Raw genomic sequence first — 18,718 nt, 5'->3', positions numbered from 1 at the left:
TTCACCGCGTCCAATCCAAAAAACGCGGCAGGATTGCACTCAGCCCCTTGTAATCCGCCATCGCCGCGGGCATCGACGCCAAGGCGCGGTGCAACCCACTCTTGGCCGCCGCATCCGCGACCACGTCCGCCAGCGGATGCAGCGCGATCCGGATCCCAAACAAGACCGCCTCGGCTGCCGGTAGGGCAACCAGGATCTGGTGCTCCACGCGTAGCCAAACCTGCGCCGACTCGGTATCGGCCTGCAGTCGCGGGCGCGCCAACGCGGGATGCAGGTTGAGTTCACCGGAGGCAGCCAGGCCCCAATTGGCCCGAACCGCGCCGAGGTCCGGTTTAAGTCGATCCAAAAACCGATCGATGGCTGGACCGATCGCGGCGTTGAGCCCCGGAACCACACCGTGGGTTTCCGCCAGGGTGAGCCCCTCTTTCTCCGGCAAAGACCAGCTCGTCGGAAACACCACCGCCCCGCCCCGCACGCGGAAGGTGCCGGGCGGATCACGGCGCAGCAGCACGACATCGGGTTCAACCGCGCGGCCGAATGCTGCCGCCGAATCGAGCTCAAGCCCCGCCGCCGCCGCGGCCGCCTGCCACCCCGGACGGTTGGACGGATCATCCACCAGGAAGTCGACGGAGCGTTCATCCAACCAGCGTCGACGCTCGGCCAGCACCGTCGGCGCATTCGACGAGGCCGCAAAAAACTCCCGCACGTCTCCCCGCTTCAGGGTGAGCCGAAACCCGTAGGGCTCGTCCGGAAACAGCGCGGCGAGGGACGGCGACTTCACGGCCTCACGACAAGTTGGGTGCAGGCCTTGCGGTTGAGGTAGGTCCTGGCAAAGGCCGCGAGCGACTTGGCCGTCACCGCATTGATCCGCGCTTCGTAATCCCGGCCATCGTCAAGCGGCTGATTGTAGAGTTCGGCAAGCGCGGTGTGCATGGCCTTGGCGCCGTTGGATTGCAGGCCCATGCGCCGCGCCGCGCAGAGGCGAGTCTGGCAACGCGCCAGCTCGGCCTTGCCTACGCGACCACGCGCCACGCGGGCGATCTCTGCTTCGATTTCGGCAAGCACCTCGTCCTCCTTCCCCGGAGCCGTGCCCGCGTAGAAATAGAACATGCCATGATCGAGGCCGACGACGCGCGAAGAGCGCACGTAGTAGGCCAGCCCCTTCTCCTCGCGCACCCGCTCAAACAGGCGCGAGGACATGCCGCTGAACAGTTCGTCAGCGACCTCCGCCACATGAAAATCCTCCGACTTCACGCCGGGGCCAACGTAGGCTTGAAACACCACCGCCTGCTGCCGGGGTTGCTGCTCCACAAAATCGCCGACCTCGGCCGGTCCCGCGAAGTCGGGCGTGGGCACGACAAACTTCGCTTTCGGAAATCGTCGCAACATGGCACGCAATTTCGGCGCGAGTTGTTTGGGATCAAAATCACCCGCCACCGACAACACCACATTGGGAGCGACCATCAGGCGACGATGCAGTGCCTTGAGATCGGCCGGTTTCAGGGCGCGCAGGTCGTCAACCGCACCGTGGGCATCAATCGCCAGGGGGTGCGCGCCGAAGAACTTCTTGCGGAGGGTCCGACGACCGATCGTCACAATGTCGTCCGCGTCCTGCTGCAGGTCGGCAACCTGGGCATCGCGTTCGATCTGAAACGAATCGCGCGTGAAGGTCGGCTTCAACGCCGCCTCGCCGAGCAAGTCGAGCGCGAGATCCACGTCATCCGGGAGGACTTCCAACGAGAGGCCAAAGGTGTTGTTGCCGAACACCGGGGAGAGCGAACCGCCGACCGATTCAATGGCAGAGGCCACGCGCGCCGCCGATCGCTTGGCGGTGTCGCGCGCGAGCAAGGTCGACATGAGCGAGGTGGCGCCGCGTTTGCCGCTCATTTCAAAAACCGGCCCGCCCATGGCGAGCAAGCGCAGGTGGAGGTTCGGCAGGCGGGCGTCGGGTTGCAGGAGAAGCCGGGCACCGTTGGGCAACTGTTCACGCTGCAAACCCGCCGTCGGCTTGGTCGCCTCGCCCGCCTGGTCACCCGCCACCGGCGCGCCTCGGGGCGTGAGCGAGACGGTCGTCGCGTGTCCGTCCAACAGGTAGCTGCGCAACACCGCCTTGAGGCGGGCCGGGGTCACGCTGCGGAGCCGTTCAAAATAGCCCTGTGTGAAGAGCATGTCCCCGGCAATGACCTCGGCGACGCCGAGTCGAGATGCCTGCCCGGCGACGGTTTTGCGACCGTTGATTTCGCCCACCACCAGCTGGCGCACCGCTTTGCGCACCTGCGCCGCCGTGAAGCCGCGCCGATGGATGCGTTTCAATTCCCGATCGAGCGCGGCGAGGGCCTTGTCGCGCTGCTCCGGATCACACACCAGACTCACGTAAAACAGACCCTGCTGCGACGGGTTCCAACTGGTCACATCGATGGAGTGCGCCAGACGCGCTTTCTCCCGAATCGCCTGCCACAGCAAGGAGCTGTCACCATGGCCCAAGATGAGCGCGAGCACATCGAGCGCGGCGGCATCGGGATGGGTAAGGCCGGGGATCGACCACGCGACCGCGGCGCGCACGATCTCCACATCGTCTTCGATGTGCTGCGTGCGACTCGCCAGGGCGCTCGGCTCGGCGGGCAGGAATACCGGCGCCAACCGCCGCCGCGGAGCTTGGCCAAAATGCGTGTCGATGGCCGTTCGCACCGCCGCCAAGTCGAAACCACCGGTCACCACCAGCACGATGTTGTTGGGCACATACCGCTCGCGGTAGTAGCGCAGCAAGGCGTCGCGGTCGACGGCCTCGAAGACCTCCCGGTGGCCGATGATCGGCTGGCGGTAGGGGTGCTCTTGATACACACTTTCGAACAAGGCCTGCCAAAGGCCGTGTTCCGGGTCGTCGAGCCCCATGTCGATCTCGCGCAGGATGACCTGTTTCTCTTTCTCCACCTCCGCGGCCGGGAGCGTGGAGTTGAGCACCGCGTCACCCAGGATATCGACCGCAACCGGCGCATGCTCCGCCGGGATGTCGATATAGTAGACCGTGCGCTCAAACGAAGTGTAGGCGTTGATGTAACCGCCGTGCGCCTGAACTTCCTGCGAGATCTCCCGTCCCTCGCGGCGCGTCGTGCCCTTGAAGAGCAGGTGCTCGAGATAGTGCGAAAGGCCGGCGCCGAGCTGCTCGCCTTCATGGATGCTGCCGGTCTTCACCCAAACCTGCACGGAAGCGACGGCCGCGGCAGCGTCCGGTTTCAGGATGACGGTCAGCCCATTGGGCAGAACGGTGCGCATCGGGCGATCCGCCCACAGGTTACGCAGGAGACGAAAGTCGTTGGAAGCAGGCATGATTGGACAACCGGGGGACATCGCGGCCAGTGCGACCCACCCCGACGAACGCACTGAGGGACCAAGTCACCGCGGGGGCAATCGCGAAGGCCGCGCGATCCGCAGCCAAGGGACCGCGGCGGCGCTCAGGCGCGAGGCGGGTTTTCCGGCAGGAACGGCGCGTCGAACGCCTCCTCGAAGGTGTAAACCTCGGAAAAGTCCTCCCGTTTGTCCTGATCCGTTTTGCTGAAGACGTTATACTCGATCAGGTTGAAAACGAGGTCGCCGAAATGGGTGCAGCGCGTCACGCCCCACTCGTTCAAGACCGTGCGCGCCATCGGGCCATATTGGTCGAGCGCGTAGGCCCGCAGGCCCATAAGCAGCTCGACTCCAGTCACGTGCAGGGATCGACCGGCTCGCCGCGAGTCGCTTTTCTTCAACTCCTTGACGGTGAAATCCAGCCCCTGCCGAACAAAGTTGTAGGCTTGTTTTTGAAAGCGGTTGTCCTCTTTGCAAATGAGTGACACCACTTCACTGAAATCGAGATCTTGCATGGTTGCAGCTAGGTTCACCTACCGTGCTTCTGCGCGCCGCAGGTGCAATCCCACAGGTGCAGTTTGACTCATACCTGAACCGGCAGTTGTAATTGTAAATGTTATGTAAAGGACCTTGGGTTGTTTACATTTTGCGTTACCTAACTGTAACTCTCTGACAAAAACCGGCCCAACCAATGATTGCCTCGACTCAGACAAACCATCCCATCCCGTCCGCCAAGGACGACTCACCGACCGCTGCGGGCCTGCAAGTGGCTTGCAACCGCCTGAAGAGTGCAGGTTTGCGCATCACGCAGCCACGGATCGCGATCCTCGAAGCGCTCATCAAGCGTTCGCTGCCGGCCAGCATTGAGCAAATCCACGCCGAGCTCGCCAACACGGCTTGTGACTTGGTGACCGTCTATCGCTGCCTCGCGGCGTTCGAAGAATTGGGCCTCGTGCGTCGCTGTTTCTTCCACAACGGCACCAGCCTCTACCAGATCGCGTTGGACGACTCCCCGTCCTACCACATCGTGGACAAGAGCAACAACGCCGTCGCCGAACTCGATTCCGACCTCGCCATCGAACTCCGCGACGCGATGCAGGAGATCGAGAAGAAGCTCATCGCCCGCGGCTTCACCAACGTGTCCCACATGGTTGAGTTCTTCGCCCGCGCGCCGAAGCACCCGATCGATCGCGTTCAAAGTGGCGTGGTGATGGCGGAAATCCGCTAAATCCGCCCACCGAGCGAATCGCTACCCTCTTTTCGACCGCAGCTCTCGGGCTGCGGTCTTTTTTTTACACTTGTAGGGAATCGCCACCAAACCGCGAAAGCTCATCGCCACGAAGATCATTCGGCGGCCGATTTCCTATCCAAATACGCCGCAAGCTCGGACACCGTGAGGAAGGTGCAACCTTGGCGACGCAGCTCAGCCAGGATGGCGGGCATTTGCGCAAGGGTCTCCTCCCGCCACTCGTGAAAGATGATCAACGAGCCGTCCTGCACACCGTCCGTCGCCGCGGCATAGATCTCCGCGGCGCTTTTACCGCGGTCCCAATCGTTGGACCACACCTGGTGGGTGAACCCGAAATCGCGAATCCCCGCCTCACCCCAAAGCGCCCCTTGGCGGGGATCTGCCTCCGCAAACGGTTTCCAATACCAAACCGGCGCCACGGCCAACTCGGTCGCAAAGACCCGCTGCGCCTCCACGATCTCGTGCCGCAACGCTTCATCATCGAGCTGCGTCGGGTGTTGATGGGCAAAGGAGTGGTTGGCGACCTCATGGCCCGCCGCCTGCGCCGCCCGCGCCAGCTCCGGATGTTGCTGCACCTCGCGAGCCACGTAGGCCCAGGTTACCTGCACCCGCTCGCGCGCAAACAGCTCACGAAACGCCTCGGCCTGGGCGGGCACGGGTCCATCGTCAAAAATCAGGGCGACATGTTTGGGGGAAGATTCGTTGGCCATGGCAAACAAGGAGCTAAGGAGGAGGCCGACCAAAGCGGCCCCCGTGCGACGAAGTGAGGACATGCTTGATCCAAAAGCGCCGCAACCTGCTTCACGTCAATTGCACTCGCTCGACGAGTTAACCACCGCCCGACTTGCGCCGCGGCTGGCCGCTGGGCAAGGTCCCCGACCATGTCGCTACCCCGCCCCCTCCGTCTCGCGACGGTTCTGGCCTTGCATTGGCTTGTCCTCATCCCCGCTCGCGCGGTCCTGCAGTCCGGCGAAGTCCACGTGTGGACCGCGCAGGAAATCCAACTCGCCGCCACTGGCGACTACGAGAACCCCTACGCCGAGGTCGATTGCTGGATCGACCTGCGCGGGCCCGGTTTCGCAAAGCGGGTCTACGGCTTCTGGGACGGCGGCAACACCTTCCGTATCCGCTTCGTGGCGACAAGTCCCGGCGAATGGACGTGGACCACCGGTTCCAACCAGCCTGAAGACACCGGACTCAACTCCGGCCGTGGCAACCTGCGCGCCGTCGCCTGGGACGAGGCGGAGCTGGCCGCCAACCCCAACCGCCGCGGTTTCATTCGCGCCACCCCCAACGGCCGCGCCCTGCAATACGCCGACGGCACTCCCTTTTTCTGGCTCGGCGACACCTGGCTCGCCGCTTCGACCTGGCGCCTTCCCTACCGCGGCATGCCGGCCGCGCCCGACTACGTGCCCGGGCCCGGCATCTCCTTCGAAGAAGCCGTCGCCTTCCGCAAACGGCAGGGATTCAACTCCGTCTCTTTCATCGCCGCCTTTCCCAACTGGGCGGCCGACGAACGCGGCGCCACCTACGCCAACGCCGACGGCATTTACCTGCGCAATGCTTGGGAAAAATTCGGTCACTGGGCCGCCCGCGGCGAGATCAGCACCGCCGACGGGGCCATCACCACCGGCAAGGACATGCACGATGAAGCGGGCCAACGGCCCTTCGCCATCCTGCCTGACCGCGAGGGCCTGGCGGACTTTGACCGCATCAACCCGGCCTACTTCCGCTCCCTCGACCGCAAGATGCAGCACCTCGACGAGCAAGGCTTTGTGCCCTTTCTCGAAACCATCCGCCGCGACAATGCCCCGTCCTGGAAGGCCTACTTCAACTTTAACGAATCCTACGCGCGTTTCGTCCAGTATCTGATCTCCCGATACGGTGCCTACAATATGGTCTTCAGCGGCATCCACCTCGACTGGATTCCGGAAAACTACAGCCTCACCGAGCAGGAGTTCAACGAGGCGCTCACTTACCACCACGAGCGCTACGGTCCGCTGCCCTTCGGCCAGCCCTACACCACGCTCATCGACAGCACCACCTTCCGCCGTTTCGGCCACGGTGACGACGCCCCCTGGCTGACCATGCACACCGTCGGCAACAAACCGCGTAATCACGCGATCTACGCCTTCATCGAGGAGAGCTTCAATCTGCCCAAGCCCTACCCGGTGGCCAATCTCGAGCCCTACTACACCGGCTGGAACCACTCCATCAATCGCCCCGGCGGCGAGACGCCCGTCGCCGGTTCGGAACGCGACATCTACTTCGCCCGTGCCCAGATGTATGGCTCGGTCCTTTCCGGCGGTCTGGCCGGCCATGTGCATGGAACCGGGGCCTACGACATCACCACCACCGGCGAACCCGCAGGCTGGCGCCCTTACATCTGGACCGCGCTCAACTTCCGCTCCGGCGAGCAGATGCAGCACCTGCGCGACTTTGTGCTTTCGCTCGGTCCGACCTACCGCGAGCTCGTCCCCATCAACGACGCCCTTTCCCCGCGCACCGCCCCGGGCGCGATCGACGACGGACTCGATGGCTGGTCCTTCGCCATGCGCACGCCCGATGCCCAGCACCTGCTGCTCTATTTCGAGAACGGCGCCGCGCCCACCAACCTCACCGGCCTGCCGGCGGGCACATCCTACGATTGGCGATGGTTCAACCCGCGCACCGGAGAATGGCTGCCCGCGCAGAACATCCGCACTTCCACCGACGGCACCTTGAGTTCTCCCTCCTTCCCGGTCGATCCCACCTCCCCCATGACGGATTGGGCCGCGCGCCTGTCCCGCGCCGACAACTGAACCTTCCGAATGCCCGGATCCGCACCCTTTCTCCCCCTGATTCCCTCATTCCCTGTGTTTAGAAAAACGCTCGCCCTCCTCGCCCTGATCACGCCGGTCTTTGCCGACCAACATCGCACTTGGTCCGATTACGGCGGCGGCCACGACCAATCCAAGTTCACCACGCTCGACCAGATCAACCCGGAGAACGTCGCGGACCTGAAAATCGCGTGGATGTATCCCACCGGCGACGAGCGCTCCTACCAGTTCAATCCCGTCGTCGCCCACGGCGTGATGTATGTGCTGGCCAAGGAAAATTCCCTCGTCGCCATCGAACTCGACACGGGTAGGGAAATCTGGATCCACGCCCACCTCAGCGGCATTCAGCGCCGCGGCATCAGCTATTGGGAAAGCGACGACGGCTCGGATCGCCGCCTGTTGTTCACCATGAACAACACCCTCCAAGCCATCGACGCCCGCACCGGCAAATCCATTCTCACCTTCGGCGACGGCGGCATGGTCGACCTCCGCCAAAACTTGCTGCGCGAGCCCGACACGATCCGCCGCGCCACCTCCAGCACCCCGGGGCGGGTCTTCGAGGACCTCATCATTCTCGGCTCGTCGCCGGGCGAGGGCTATATGTCCGGTCCCGGCCACATCCGCGCCTACAACGTTGTGACCGGCGAGTTCGTCTGGCGTTTCAACACGATCCCACAGCCCGGGGATTACGGCTACGACACCTGGCCGCCGGAGGCCTACCGCTACGTCGGCGGCGTCAATGTCTGGGGCGAGATGTCCGTCGATGCCGAGCGTGGTATCGTCTTCCTCCCGCTCGGTTCGCCGACCTACGATTTTTACGGCGCCGATCGCATCGGCGCCAACCTCTTCGGCAACTGTCTCGTCGCCCTCAACGCCCGCACCGGCGAGCGCCTATGGCACTTCCAAACGGTGCATCACGACCTCTGGGACTACGACCTCGTCTCCGCGCCTCAGCTTATCACCGTCGAACGCGACGGACGCCGCATCGATGCCGTTGCCGCCGCCTCCAAACAGGGTTTCCTTTTCGTCTTCGACCGCGAGACCGGCGAACCCGTTTTCCCCATCGAGGAAAAGCCCTTCCCCGCCTCCGACGTCCCCGGCGAACAGGCCTGGCCCACGCAACCGGTGCCCGACCTGCCACCCTACGCCCGCCAGATCATGACCGAGGACGACATCACTCCGGTCCTCATCACCGAGGCCGAGCGCGCCCATTGGCGCGAACGTGTCGCTCAAGCCCGCAAAGGCCTCTACGTGCCGCCCGCGCTCGAAGAGGTCGTGTCCCTGCCCGGCGCCGTCGGCGGTGTCAATTGGGGCAACTCCGCCGCCCATCCCGACGACGGCATCGTCTACCTGCTCAACCAGGATTTCCCTTCCTTCTACAAACTCGCCAAACGCGAACCTATCCGCACCCGCAACCGTGCCCCCGGCAACGACGCCGAAAAGGCCGCCGCCAAAACCCGCGGCGAACTGCTCTACGCCACGTATTGCGCCGCCTGCCACGGTCCCGACCGCAAGGGCAACGACGTCGGCCCCGGCCTGCTCGCCGTCGGCAGCCAGATCAGTCGCAGCCAGCTCGCCCGCAACATCATGTATGGCACCGGGCGCATGCCACCCTTGCCCCATTTCACCGACGAACAGATCGACGACGTCTACACCTTTCTCGACGACGGCGTGTCGCCCTACGCCAGCCTTTTCGGGGGCGGCGATGACGAGAATCCCCCCGAAGGTCCCGTGGTCGCATCCGGCGGCGCCCCCCTGCCGGACGGGGACGCCTTCGCCAGCGGTTTTCGTCCGGCCAGCGGCAACAACGACTACCCCGCCGACGCCGGCGCGCCGGAAGATCGTTACTACACTGACTATGGGCTAGGTCACCCCTACATTCTGACTCCGCCTTGGTCCACGATCCTCGCCTACGACCTCAACAAAGGCACCATCAAGTGGCGCCAGCCCCTCGGGCAGGACCGGGACGCGGCCGCTGCCGGCCTCACCGGCACCGGTGTGCCGCGCGGCTCCCAGCGCATGGGTATGATCGTGACGAACACCGGCCTCGTTTTCTCCACCGCCAAGGACGGCCACGTCTACGCCTTCTCCGCCGACACCGGCGAGGTGCTCTGGCAGGGTGCCCTGCCCATGGGTGCCGAAGGCCTGCCGGCCATGTATGAACACAACGGCCGCCAATACCTCGTCGTCAGCGCCAGCACCCCACTCACTTGGGGCCTGCGCTCGCGCGAGAGCGGCATTGGTTCCCCCGAACCCAAAGGCCGCGGTGGTTACGTCGTCTTCGCGCTGCCGGAAACCGACTGATTTCCAAGGCCTCCCCACTCGCCTTCCTTTCCTTCGTTCCCTCCTGTAAAACTCCACCCCGCCCATGCTCCGCCGCGATTTTCTCTTCTCCACCGGCCTCGCCCTCACCGTCGGGCTCACTACCCGCAGCTTTGCCCACACCCCGCTCAAACACGGCCAACGCCTAGCCATGGGCACGGTCATCTTCCGCCACCGCTTCGCCCAAACGCGCTCCGCCAATCTACCCAACCCGGGGCCCGCCCTCACCTTGCTCGATGTGCCCGAGTATTACCACCAGCGCTTCGGCCTCAATCAGGTCGAATTCTGGAGCTACCATTTCGATTCACTCGAACCCGCTTACCTTGCCCGCCTCCGCGCTGCGCTCGACACCGCCGGGTCGCGTCTGATCAACATCCAGATCGACACCGACTACAACCTCGCCGCCGCGGACCCCGCGCGCCGCACGGAGTCCATCGTCGAGGTCAAACGCTGGATCGACGCCGCCGTCGTGCTCGGCTCCCCCTGCGTGCGGGCCAATCCCGGCCGCGGTCCGATCGAAAACGCCATCGCCTCGATGCGTGAGATCAATACCTACGCCGCCGACCACGGCATCGTGCTCCTCAACGAGAACCACTTCGGCATCGAGATGGACCCCGATGTCCACCTGCGCATCCGTGAAGCCGCCGGCCCGGAAAACCTCTACACGCTGCCCGACTTCGGCAACTACAGCGACGAGGCGCGCTTCGCGGCGCTCGAAAAGATCCTGCCCTACGCCTACCTCATTTCCGCCAAAGCCGTGCGCTTCGACGCCGACTTCATGCACCAGCCCTACGACTTCGACCGCTGCGTGCGGATGAGCGAAGCCGCCGGCTTCCAAGGCATCTACTCCGTCGAACAGTGGGACCGCACCGATCACGACATGGACTACGAGCGGGTCGCCGACTGGCTCCTCTACCACGTGTCCTCAAACCTGCGCGAAGCCTGACGCTTAAGCGCGCGCGGTTTTGGCGCGCACCGAAATCCGCGACATCGCGATCAGCACGACCACGCCGCCCGCGACCATCGCCGGCGTCAGCGTTTCGCCGTCCAGCAGCAACAACGCCTCAAACACCCCGGCCAACGGGATCAGGAAACGGTAGGTCGCCAACTCCGGCGCCGGGAAGATCGTCGACAGGTGGTTCCACAAGGCAAACGCCGCCGCCGACACGAACGCCAGCCAGGCGGTCCACGCCCAGACGTAGCCGTCGAACCATGCCAGCCCGTCCGCCGCGATCGCCGGCCAGCCCAGCGCCGTCAATACCACGCCGCCGAGGAACAACGAAAAGCCCGTGCCTGCTCGCGCGCCCATCGTCCGCTTGACCCGCTGAAACGCCAGCAGCCCGAGCGCGCCGAAAAAATTCGCCGCCAGGATCAGCACGCCACCCAACCGCGGGTTCCCCTCGTGCACGCCCGGCGAATACACCGCCAACGTCACCCCCGTCGCCCCCGCCAACAGCACGAGCCACTGCCGCCGTGTCAGCGGCGCCGAACCCAAAAACGGCGGCGCCAACAGCACCCACCAAAAGCTGCCGCTCGACACCAACAGCGCGGCCAGCGCGCCACTCGACAAACTCAGTCCGAGATAAAAACAAACATACTGCCCCACCGTTTGCGCCGCCGCCATCGCGAGGATCAGATGCCGCGGTGTCCGCGCCCATTCCTTGAGCGGCGCCTTGGCCAGCATCAGCAACCCCAAACCCGCGGCCACAAACCGCACGCCGGCAAACAGAGATCGGGCTGCAAAATCGGCCTCCACCCCGCGCTCCGCCCAGTGCGCAAACACCAGCTTGATGCCCGGAAACGCCGAACCCCATAGCACGGCGCACACCGCGACCAGCATCAACAACTTCCCCCGCGAACGTCGCGGCGGCCCACCGTATTCAGGATCCATTACCGAGGCCATGTTGCGCCCACCTCTCAGTGCCCATGCCGCAACCAGAGAGCGAGCACGCCAAGCACGGTAAACAGTGCGGCCAACAGACCGGCTTCGTAGCGTTCAAAACGTTCCACCCGCAGGCGGTCACTGCCAATGAGGGTGAGCCAAGTCAGCAAGGTCATGCCGCCGAGGGCCCCAAAGGCCAGGATCACGCTCAGCACCACAAAACCGAGCCAGCCGAACTGCACGCCACTCAGGTAGATCGGCAGAAAGCCTTCGCAGGGCGACAAGGTGAGCATCACGAACAAACCACTCACCGCCGCCCAGTCGCCGCGATCGGCTTTGATCAGGGGCGTGTCTTTCAGCTCCTCGTCCCAGTGCGTGTGGCCGTGGTCGTGCTCGTGGTCACTGCAGGCCTCGCTCGGTGCGTGGGAACTGCCGGGCGGATGGTGATGGCACACGCCCCGCCCCGTCCACTGGCGCCAGCCGTAATAGAGCGCGATGGCAAACAACAGCCCGCCCGTGAGCATCGGAAACGCGTGCCCCAGTGACTCGTCCAATTGGAAGCCAAACCACGCGATGGCCAAACCGAGCACGCTGGTGAGTGCCACGTGGCCGAGCCCGGCCGCCGCCACCATGCCCAGGGTCTTCGCGTTCGACCACTGCCGCGCTTTCGCCACCAGCACAAACGGCAGCCAATGCGTCGGAATCGCCGCGTGCAAAAACGCGACGGCAAACCCCGTCAGGGCAATGGTGGCTAAGGCAGTGTCGTTCATGTGATTCGGAGTCCGGCGGACCCGAGCGCACCATCCATCGCGATGCCGCGCCCGCTGTCCAACGCGAACTCTAGCAAAGTCGTCAAGGGAGTGCCACACCGTCTGGTATTCGACCGACAAAGACATTCTCGGTTTTGCGTCTCGATCCCGAGTCGTGCTAGTTCCCGGTCTGCCATGCCCATCTACGATTTCCACTGCCCTGCCTGCGGCCACACCTTTGAGCAACTGGCCAAGATGGACGAAACGCCGGCGTGTCCCGCCTGCGCCGCCCCCCAGACCGAGCGGCAGTTTTCCTTCTCCGCCGGCATCAGCACCGGCAAAACCCAGGGCCGCTCGATCAAGGAAGCCAAACAACGCCGCGACACCCGCCTCGCCGCCAACCGCGCCCGCGAGCTGCGTAACTACGAACAAGACCACCACGACGATCACTGATCGTCCCTGGCGGCAGGCAGGCCCGGCCCGGCGCCACCGAAATTACCTTTGCCGCAGGTCTGCAGAAACCAATGCTTTCGCACCATGAACCAAAACCATCCGGACCTCGAAGCCGCCCGTCGCGCGGGTATCGATCTGGACTTGTTGGACACCAATCTGGCGCTCTCCGTCAAGGAACGCTGGGCCCAACATGATGCCGCGCTGGCATTGGCTTTGAAACTTGAGCGCGCCCGTAAAGTGACCGATGCAAAACTTCGACCTGCTGCTGCAACGTCTCGCTGATGTCGGGCTGGACTTCGTTATCGTCGGCGGCTACGCGGCGATCAGTCACGGATCCTCCTTTCTCACCCGCGACGTGGATATTTGCGCGGAGCTGACCGAGGAGAATCTGGCCAAACTTCGCCGAGCGCTGGGCGAGTGGAATCCTCGACATCGAATGACGCCGCAACGCCTTTCGTTTCTCGATCATCCGACCGCCGGCCAACCCCTGAACAACCTCTATCTGCAGACCGATCGCGGCGTCATCGACATCATCAGTTCCGTTCTGGGAGTCGGAAACTTTGAACGACTCCGCGAAAAAGCTGAGACACTCGAGGTGGATGGTCGAATATACCACGTGATTGCCCTGGAAGACCTGATTGCCGCGAAGGAGACTCTGGGCCGCGAGAAGGACCTGCTGACGGCCAAGGAATTGCGCGCCATCGCGGCAAAACGAAACCTTAGCTAAAGCCCCTCGCTCGCCCCCTCGACGCGCGGCCCCGAGCCGACCGTCTCGCCACCGCGAATTCTTTCTCGTTCTTCAACTCGTTCTCTTTCTGGCTAACGACCGTTCATGCCTGATCAACCCGACCTCGCCGCCGTCCGCTCCTACCTGCTCGACCTGCAGGATCGCATCTGTGCAGGGCTGGAATCCGAGGAAAATGGCGGCGCCCGTTTCATCACCGACGAGTGGACCCGCGAAGCCGGCGGGGGCGGCCGCACCCGAATCCTCGCCGACGGCGAGACTTTTGAGAAAGGCGGGGTGGCCTTTTCCCATGTCTTCGGCGATCAGCTGCCGCCTTCCGCCACCGCGCAACGGCCCGAGATCGCCGGCAAACCGTGGCAGGCCATGGGCGTCTCGTTGGTCATTCATCCACGCAATCCCTACGTCCCCACGAGCCACGCCAACGTGCGCTTCTTTGTGGCCGATCCCGACGGCGACCACCCGACCTGGTGGTTCGGCGGGGGCTTCGATCTCACGCCCTACTACGGCTTCGCCGAGGACGCCGTGCATTGGCACCACACCGCCCACGACGCCGTCGCGCCTTTTGGCGCCGAGCTCTACCCGCGCCTCAAAAAATGGTGCGACGATTATTTCTATCTCAAACATCGCCAAGAACCGCGCGGCGTGGGTGGCCTTTTTTTCGACGATTTCAACGAACTGGGCTTTGACCAAAGCTTCGCGCTCATGCGCAGCGTGGGCGACGCCTACCTGCCCGCCTATCAACCCATCGTCGCCCGCCGCAAAGCCACCGCCTACGGCGAAAGGGAACGCGAATGGCAACTGTATCGACGCGGCCGATACGTCGAGTTCAACCTCGTGTGGGACCGCGGCACGCACTTCGGCCTCCAGAGCGGCGGCCGCACCGAATCGATCCTCATGAGCCTGCCGCCACTGGTGGCCTGGCACTACAACCATCAACCCGAACCCGGCACGCCCGAGGCCGCCCTCCTCACCGATTTTCTCCAACCGCAGGACTGGCTCGCCCCCGTTTAGGATTTAGCCCCTAGGATTTAGGATTTCTCCCACCCATGACCTCCCGTGAACGCTTTCTGAAGGCCTGTGCCTGCGAACCCCTCGATCGCCCGCCCATCTGGGTGATGCGCCAAGCCGGACGCTATTTGCCTGAATACCGTGAGTTGAAGGCCAAATCGTCCTTCCTGAACATGGTGCGCACGCCCGAGCTCGCCCTCGAGGTCACCCTGCAACCGCTGCGGCGCTTCGCCCTCGATGCCGCCATCCTGTTCTCGGACATCCTCACCATCCCGGAGGCCCTCGGCCAACCCTACCACTTCCGCGACAGCGGCGGCATCGGGATGGAATACCGCCTCGACACCCGGGCTCAGGTCGACGCCCTCGCCGGTCCCGACGCCGTCGGCGAAAAACTCGCCTACGTGCCCGCCGCCCTGCGCCTCATCCGCGCCGAACTCGGCGACAGCAAGGCCGTGCTCGGCTTCGGCGGCTCTCCCTGGACGCTCGCCACCTACATGGTCGAAGGCGGCAGCTCCGAGGACTTCGAGCGCATCAAGCTGCTGTTCTACACCGACCGCCCGATGTTCGACGCGTTGCTGGAAAAACTCACCGCCGCGCTCATCGCCTACTTTAAGCTGCAGATCGAGGCCGGGGCCGACGCCATTCAGATCTTCGATTCCTGGGGCGGCATCATCGCCGGCCCCGACTACGAAGCCGCCTCGCTGCAGTGGATCAAACGCGTCGTCGCCGCGATGCCGCCCGACTTCCCCATCATCCTTTACGCCAAGGGCACCGCCCCGCATCTCACCGATCAGGCGTTCAGCGGCGTGCGGGTGGTCAGCATCGATTGGACCTCCGACGTCGCCATCGCCCGTCGCAATCTGCCCGCCAACGTCGCCGTGCAGGGCAACCTCGACCCGGTGCTCATGCAGACGACACCCGAGATCGTGCGCGACTCCGCCACCCGCCTGCTGGAGTCGATGCGCGGCTTGCCCGGCCACATCTTCAACCTCGGCCACGGCATCACCCCGCGCGCAAAAATTGCGTGCATGAAGTCCCTCGTCGAAACGGTTACCACATGGCAGTAGGCTGCCATCCAATGGCAAAAAACGCCCAGCGCACCGCGCCGTTTTAAGCTAGATTCAGCCCATGTCCGCACCTCGTTCGATTGCTGTCATCGGTGGCGGCGCCACCGGTCTCTCCGCCGCCTTCCGCCTCACCCAAGCCGGCGCCAAGGTCCGCCTCTTCGAGGCCTCGCCCCACCTCGGCGGTGCGGTCCGCAGCGAACGCGAGGGCAACTGGCTCATCGAGTCCGGTCCCAATTCACTGCAGGAAAACTCGCGCGAGCTCACCGAGCTCATCGCCGAACTCGGACTCGACGAAGCCCGTTGCTCCGCCCGCCCCGAGGCCAAGAACCGCTACATCCTCCGCGGCGGCCAGCCCGTCGCCGCCCCGGCTTCGCCCCCCGGCCTCTTCAAATCGCCGCTCTTTTCCTTCGGCGCCAAGGTCCGGCTCTTCGCCGAGATTCTCAAACGCCCGCGTATCCGTCCGGCGGATATCTCACTGGCCGACTTCATCCGGGCGCACTTCGGCGACGAGCTGGTCGACTACGGCCTCAATCCCTTTGTCTCGGGCGTCTACGCCGGCGACCCGGAGAAACTCTCGGCCAAATACTCCTTCCCTTCCCTGTGGCAGATCGAGCGCGAAACCGGCTCGATTATCCGCGGTCAGATCAAAGCCGCGAAGGCCAAAAAAGCGCGCGGCGAGACCTCCGGCCCGTCGCCCATCATCTCCTTCACCGAGGGCCTCGGCATGATCCCCGCCGCCCTCGCCGCGCGTCTGCCGTCCGGTGCGATCGAAACCTCGGCCAAGGTCACCAACCTTGTGCGCGGCGAAGCCGGCTGGACCCTCGTCTGGGCCCGTGACGGCGCCACCCAAACGGAGAATTTTGATCGGGTGGTGCTGGCCCTGCCGGCGCACCCCCTGGCCCAGCTCACCATCGGATCCCTCGGCGAGCGCCCGCTCGCGGAACTCGGGGACATCATCTACCCGCCGGTCGCCTCGCTTTTTCTCGGGTATCGCCGCGAACAGGTGGCGCATCCGCTCGACGGGTTCGGCGTGCTCATGCCGCAGAAGGAAAACCGCCAGGTGCTCGGTATCCTCTTCTCTTCCTCGCTCTTCGCCGGTCGCGCGCCGGAAGGCCACGTGGCCCTCACCGTCATGATGGGCGGCGTGCGACGCCAGGACCTCGGGCGGGCCTCGGAAGACCAACTGCTCGCCGTCGCCAAACGCGAATTGAGCGAGCTGCTGGGCGTGAGCGGTGAACCGGTGTTCCACCGCCTCAACACCTGGCCGCGCGCCATTCCGCAATACGACCTCGGCTACGGCCGCTACCTCGACGCGATCGCGAACTGCGAACGCGCGCACCCCGGCCTGCTCATCGGCGGCCACGTGCGCGACGGCATCTCGCTGCCCAACTGCCTCAGCGCCGGTGCCAAACTAGCGCAACGCGCGCTGGCCTAAGCCGACGGCGCCGGGCCGACCAGCGTTTCATCCAACACCTCGCGCACCCGTCGGGCGAGCGCGGACGGGCCGAAGGGTTTCTGCAGGAACGCCATCCCGGGCTGCATCGAACCGGGACTCAGGGTCGCGCGATCAGTGTAGCCGGAGATGAACAGCACCCGCATCTCCGGTGCGACCACGCGCAGCCAATAGGCTAGTTCCCGCCCTTCCATCCGCGGCATGATCACGTCTGTCACCAACAAGTCGATACGGCGGCAGCCGTGCGCCTTGGCAATCTCGAGGCCGTGGGCGCCGTTCTCCGCCACCAGCACCTGATATCCCAGCCCCTCCAACACGATCGTGGTGAGGTTGCGCACCGTCGCATCATCCTCCGCCACCAGCACCGTCTCCGTGCCACGGGCGGCGTTCTGCGCTTCGGTGAAGACCGGCCGCCGGACCACGGCGGACTCCACCAAGGGCAGAAAGAAACGCACCGTCGTGCCCTGCCCCGGCTCACTGCCCACCAGGATCTGCCCGCGACTCTGGTGAATGATGTTGTAACAAGTCGCCAGACCCAGCCCGGTGCCCTTGCCCTCCGACTTCGTCGTGAAGAAGGGCTCGAACAACCGGCTTTGCACCGCGGCCGACATGCCCGTGCCGTTGTCACTGACCGCAACCTCCGCATAAGCGCCGTCCGGGAAACCGCTCATCGCCGGCAGGTCCGGGTGCGGCAGACGCACCTGCCGACTGCGGATAATGATCCGCCCCCCGTTGGGCATCGCGTCCCGCGCGTTCACCACCAGATTGAGGATCACCTGTTCGATCTGCGTGGCATCCGCCCGGATGCTCAAGGGCTCCCCCGTCAGCGCGGTGCTCAACTCGATGTTCTCCGTGATCAAACGTTCCAGCAGACGCTGCATGTCGCGCACCACCGCGTTGACCTCGAGGACCTGCGGCAGAACGGCGTGGCGCCGACTCAGAATGAGCAACTGCCGGCACAAGGCGGCCGCGCGCTGCGATCCGTCAAGCATGGCGCTGATGTAGGTGCTGGCCGCTTCGTCGTTCACCATCGAACGCAGGATCTCGGAGTAGCCGACCAGCGCGGTCAGGATGTTGTTAAAATCATGGGCCACGCCGCCCGCCAACCGCCCGATCGCGTCCATCTTCTGCGCCTGCTGCAACTGCTGCTCGATCTGCTTGCGCTCGGTGATGTCCTGAATGAAACCCTCAAAATAAAGCAGGCGCCCGCGCTGCTCGTCCCGCACGACCCGCGCGTGTTCGGAGATCCAGATCAGGCTGCCGTCCTTCCGCCGCACTTGGTATTCCATGCCCCGCACCTCGCCGTGCTGCTCCATCCGCCGCACAAACTCCTGCCGCACCGACGGGTCGGCATACACCGACTCGGAGATGTCCTCGATGCTCGCCATCAAACTTGCCGGCGAATCGTAGCCGTAAAGCCGCGCCAGCGCCGGGTTGACCAAAAGAAACCGCCCTTGCGGGGTGGATTGAAAGATGCCTTCCACCGCATTTTCGACGATACTTTGATACCGCTCCAAGTTGCTCGGAAACGGCGGGGCGCTGCCCCGGTCAGCATTCGACGGGGATTTCGGGAGTTCCATGGATTGCGCGCCCCGCCGCAATGCCCGTGCCAAACCCGGCCGCAAA

The 18,718-nt window shown here is 64.5% G+C and carries 17 protein-coding genes; 10 read left to right on the top strand and 7 right to left on the bottom strand.

Features of this window, described 5'->3' with window-relative positions; genetic code table 11:
- Window position 1: 1 nt before the first annotated feature.
- The 3 genes from AC0MRV_RS13675 to AC0MRV_RS13665 all read right to left on the bottom strand — a co-directional run bounded on the left by AC0MRV_RS13675 (window position 2) and on the right by AC0MRV_RS13665 (window position 3,860).
- Complete coding sequence (locus AC0MRV_RS13675) at window positions 2-781, bottom strand: heme-dependent oxidative N-demethylase subunit alpha family protein (protein WP_472765044.1); 780 nt, start codon at window positions 779-781, stop codon at window positions 2-4.
- On the bottom strand, window positions 778-3,327 hold the full coding sequence (locus tag AC0MRV_RS13670) for a M16 family metallopeptidase (RefSeq protein ID WP_472765043.1): 2,550 nt from the start codon (window positions 3,325-3,327) through the stop codon (window positions 778-780). Before AC0MRV_RS13670 ends, AC0MRV_RS13675 begins: the two co-directional genes overlap by 4 nt.
- A 125-nt stretch (window positions 3,328-3,452) precedes the next feature.
- Window positions 3,453-3,860 carry a Minf_1886 family protein gene (locus tag AC0MRV_RS13665; RefSeq protein WP_472765042.1) on the bottom strand — a complete coding sequence of 136 codons (408 nt, stop codon included), beginning with the start codon at window positions 3,858-3,860 and terminating at the stop codon, window positions 3,453-3,455.
- A gap of 176 nt (window positions 3,861-4,036) precedes the next feature.
- Between AC0MRV_RS13665 and AC0MRV_RS13660 the strand changes: the two genes are divergently transcribed.
- Window positions 4,037-4,573 carry a Fur family transcriptional regulator gene (locus AC0MRV_RS13660; protein WP_472765041.1) on the top strand — a complete coding sequence of 179 codons (537 nt, stop codon included), beginning with the start codon at window positions 4,037-4,039 and terminating at the stop codon, window positions 4,571-4,573.
- A 116-nt stretch (window positions 4,574-4,689) separates the two neighbouring features.
- Here AC0MRV_RS13660 and AC0MRV_RS13655 read toward each other — a convergent pair whose 3' ends face one another.
- A complete protein-coding gene (locus AC0MRV_RS13655; protein ID WP_472765040.1) occupies window positions 4,690-5,367 on the bottom strand; it encodes a polysaccharide deacetylase family protein in 678 nt (225 codons plus the stop codon).
- 108 nt (window positions 5,368-5,475) lie between these two features.
- On the opposite strand from AC0MRV_RS13655, the gene AC0MRV_RS13650 reads away from it, so the two are divergent.
- The 3 genes from AC0MRV_RS13650 to AC0MRV_RS13640 all read left to right on the top strand — a co-directional run bounded on the left by AC0MRV_RS13650 (window position 5,476) and on the right by AC0MRV_RS13640 (window position 10,681).
- Window positions 5,476-7,395, top strand: coding sequence for an apiosidase-like domain-containing protein (locus AC0MRV_RS13650; protein ID WP_472765039.1), 1,920 nt, complete (start codon window positions 5,476-5,478; stop codon window positions 7,393-7,395).
- Window positions 7,396-7,449: 54 nt separating this feature from the next.
- On the top strand, window positions 7,450-9,717 hold the full coding sequence (locus AC0MRV_RS13645; RefSeq protein WP_472765038.1) for an outer membrane protein assembly factor BamB family protein: 2,268 nt from the start codon (window positions 7,450-7,452) through the stop codon (window positions 9,715-9,717).
- A 64-nt stretch (window positions 9,718-9,781) separates the two neighbouring features.
- Window positions 9,782-10,681 (top strand): sugar phosphate isomerase/epimerase family protein, encoded by a 900-nt coding sequence (locus tag AC0MRV_RS13640; RefSeq protein WP_472765037.1) that lies wholly within the window; start codon window positions 9,782-9,784, stop codon window positions 10,679-10,681.
- A gap of 3 nt (window positions 10,682-10,684) precedes the next feature.
- On the opposite strand, the gene AC0MRV_RS13635 is transcribed toward AC0MRV_RS13640, so the two are convergent.
- Together AC0MRV_RS13635 and AC0MRV_RS13630 are read right to left on the bottom strand one after the other, a co-directional pair.
- Window positions 10,685-11,626 carry a DMT family transporter gene (locus tag AC0MRV_RS13635; RefSeq protein WP_472765036.1) on the bottom strand — a complete coding sequence of 314 codons (942 nt, stop codon included), beginning with the start codon at window positions 11,624-11,626 and terminating at the stop codon, window positions 10,685-10,687.
- Window positions 11,627-11,652: 26 nt separating this feature from the next.
- Window positions 11,653-12,387 (bottom strand): hypothetical protein, encoded by a 735-nt coding sequence (locus tag AC0MRV_RS13630; RefSeq protein WP_472765035.1) that lies wholly within the window; start codon window positions 12,385-12,387, stop codon window positions 11,653-11,655.
- Between the two features lie 174 nt (window positions 12,388-12,561).
- On the opposite strand from AC0MRV_RS13630, the gene AC0MRV_RS13625 reads away from it, so the two are divergent.
- From AC0MRV_RS13625 to hemG, 6 genes are all read left to right on the top strand, one after another.
- A complete protein-coding gene (locus AC0MRV_RS13625; protein WP_472765034.1) occupies window positions 12,562-12,819 on the top strand; it encodes an FmdB family zinc ribbon protein in 258 nt (85 codons plus the stop codon).
- Window positions 12,820-12,903: 84 nt separating this feature from the next.
- A complete protein-coding gene (locus AC0MRV_RS13620; protein WP_472765033.1) occupies window positions 12,904-13,101 on the top strand; it encodes a hypothetical protein in 198 nt (65 codons plus the stop codon).
- Window positions 13,064-13,546: a hypothetical protein gene (locus AC0MRV_RS13615; protein ID WP_472765032.1), complete on the top strand. Its 483-nt coding sequence runs from the start codon at window positions 13,064-13,066 to the stop codon at window positions 13,544-13,546. The genes AC0MRV_RS13620 and AC0MRV_RS13615 overlap by 38 nt, the downstream gene beginning before the upstream one ends.
- Before the next feature lie 105 nt (window positions 13,547-13,651).
- Window positions 13,652-14,575, top strand: a complete 924-nt coding sequence (hemF, locus tag AC0MRV_RS13610) for an oxygen-dependent coproporphyrinogen oxidase (RefSeq protein WP_472765031.1) — start codon at window positions 13,652-13,654, stop codon at window positions 14,573-14,575.
- 35 nt (window positions 14,576-14,610) lie between these two features.
- The gene (hemE, locus tag AC0MRV_RS13605; protein ID WP_472765030.1) at window positions 14,611-15,639 is read left to right on the top strand and encodes a uroporphyrinogen decarboxylase; all 1,029 of its coding nucleotides are present in this window, start codon (window positions 14,611-14,613) and stop codon (window positions 15,637-15,639) included.
- 61 nt (window positions 15,640-15,700) lie between these two features.
- A complete protein-coding gene (hemG, locus tag AC0MRV_RS13600; protein ID WP_472765029.1) occupies window positions 15,701-17,074 on the top strand; it encodes a protoporphyrinogen oxidase in 1,374 nt (457 codons plus the stop codon).
- Here the strand turns inward: hemG and AC0MRV_RS13595 are convergent.
- The gene (locus AC0MRV_RS13595) at window positions 17,071-18,672 is read right to left on the bottom strand and encodes an ATP-binding protein (protein WP_472765028.1); all 1,602 of its coding nucleotides are present in this window, start codon (window positions 18,670-18,672) and stop codon (window positions 17,071-17,073) included. The genes hemG and AC0MRV_RS13595 overlap by 4 nt on opposite strands.
- Between the last annotated feature and the right edge of the window lie 46 nt (window positions 18,673-18,718).

The organism is Actomonas spartinae (genome assembly GCF_051209155.1).
In the GTDB taxonomy this organism is placed as follows: Bacteria; Verrucomicrobiota; Verrucomicrobiia; order Opitutales; family Opitutaceae; genus Actomonas.
Note: the sequence above shows the minus strand (reverse complement) of the source record. Positions and strands in the feature narration are given on the sequence as shown.

Excerpts from the sequence above, each read along its gene's own strand:
- AC0MRV_RS13650 (WP_472765039.1), top strand. The coding sequence starts at position 5,476 with ATGTCGCTACCCCGCCCCCTCCGTCTCGCGACGGTTCTGGCCTTGCAT.
- AC0MRV_RS13665 (WP_472765042.1), bottom strand. The coding sequence starts at position 3,860 with ATGCAAGATCTCGATTTCAGTGAAGTGGTGTCACTCATTTGCAAAGAG.
- AC0MRV_RS13670 (WP_472765043.1), bottom strand. The coding sequence starts at position 3,327 with ATGCCTGCTTCCAACGACTTTCGTCTCCTGCGTAACCTGTGGGCGGAT.
- AC0MRV_RS13630 (WP_472765035.1), bottom strand. The coding sequence starts at position 12,387 with ATGAACGACACTGCCTTAGCCACCATTGCCCTGACGGGGTTTGCCGTC.
- hemF (WP_472765031.1), top strand. The coding sequence starts at position 13,652 with ATGCCTGATCAACCCGACCTCGCCGCCGTCCGCTCCTACCTGCTCGAC.
- AC0MRV_RS13635 (WP_472765036.1), bottom strand. The coding sequence starts at position 11,626 with ATGGATCCTGAATACGGTGGGCCGCCGCGACGTTCGCGGGGGAAGTTG.
- AC0MRV_RS13660 (WP_472765041.1), top strand. The coding sequence starts at position 4,037 with ATGATTGCCTCGACTCAGACAAACCATCCCATCCCGTCCGCCAAGGAC.
- AC0MRV_RS13655 (WP_472765040.1), bottom strand. The coding sequence starts at position 5,367 with ATGTCCTCACTTCGTCGCACGGGGGCCGCTTTGGTCGGCCTCCTCCTT.
- AC0MRV_RS13595 (WP_472765028.1), bottom strand. The coding sequence starts at position 18,672 with ATGGAACTCCCGAAATCCCCGTCGAATGCTGACCGGGGCAGCGCCCCG.
- hemG (WP_472765029.1), top strand. The coding sequence starts at position 15,701 with ATGTCCGCACCTCGTTCGATTGCTGTCATCGGTGGCGGCGCCACCGGT.
- AC0MRV_RS13615 (WP_472765032.1), top strand. The coding sequence starts at position 13,064 with ATGCAAAACTTCGACCTGCTGCTGCAACGTCTCGCTGATGTCGGGCTG.
- AC0MRV_RS13640 (WP_472765037.1), top strand. The coding sequence starts at position 9,782 with ATGCTCCGCCGCGATTTTCTCTTCTCCACCGGCCTCGCCCTCACCGTC.
- AC0MRV_RS13620 (WP_472765033.1), top strand. The coding sequence starts at position 12,904 with ATGAACCAAAACCATCCGGACCTCGAAGCCGCCCGTCGCGCGGGTATC.
- hemE (WP_472765030.1), top strand. The coding sequence starts at position 14,611 with ATGACCTCCCGTGAACGCTTTCTGAAGGCCTGTGCCTGCGAACCCCTC.
- AC0MRV_RS13625 (WP_472765034.1), top strand. The coding sequence starts at position 12,562 with ATGCCCATCTACGATTTCCACTGCCCTGCCTGCGGCCACACCTTTGAG.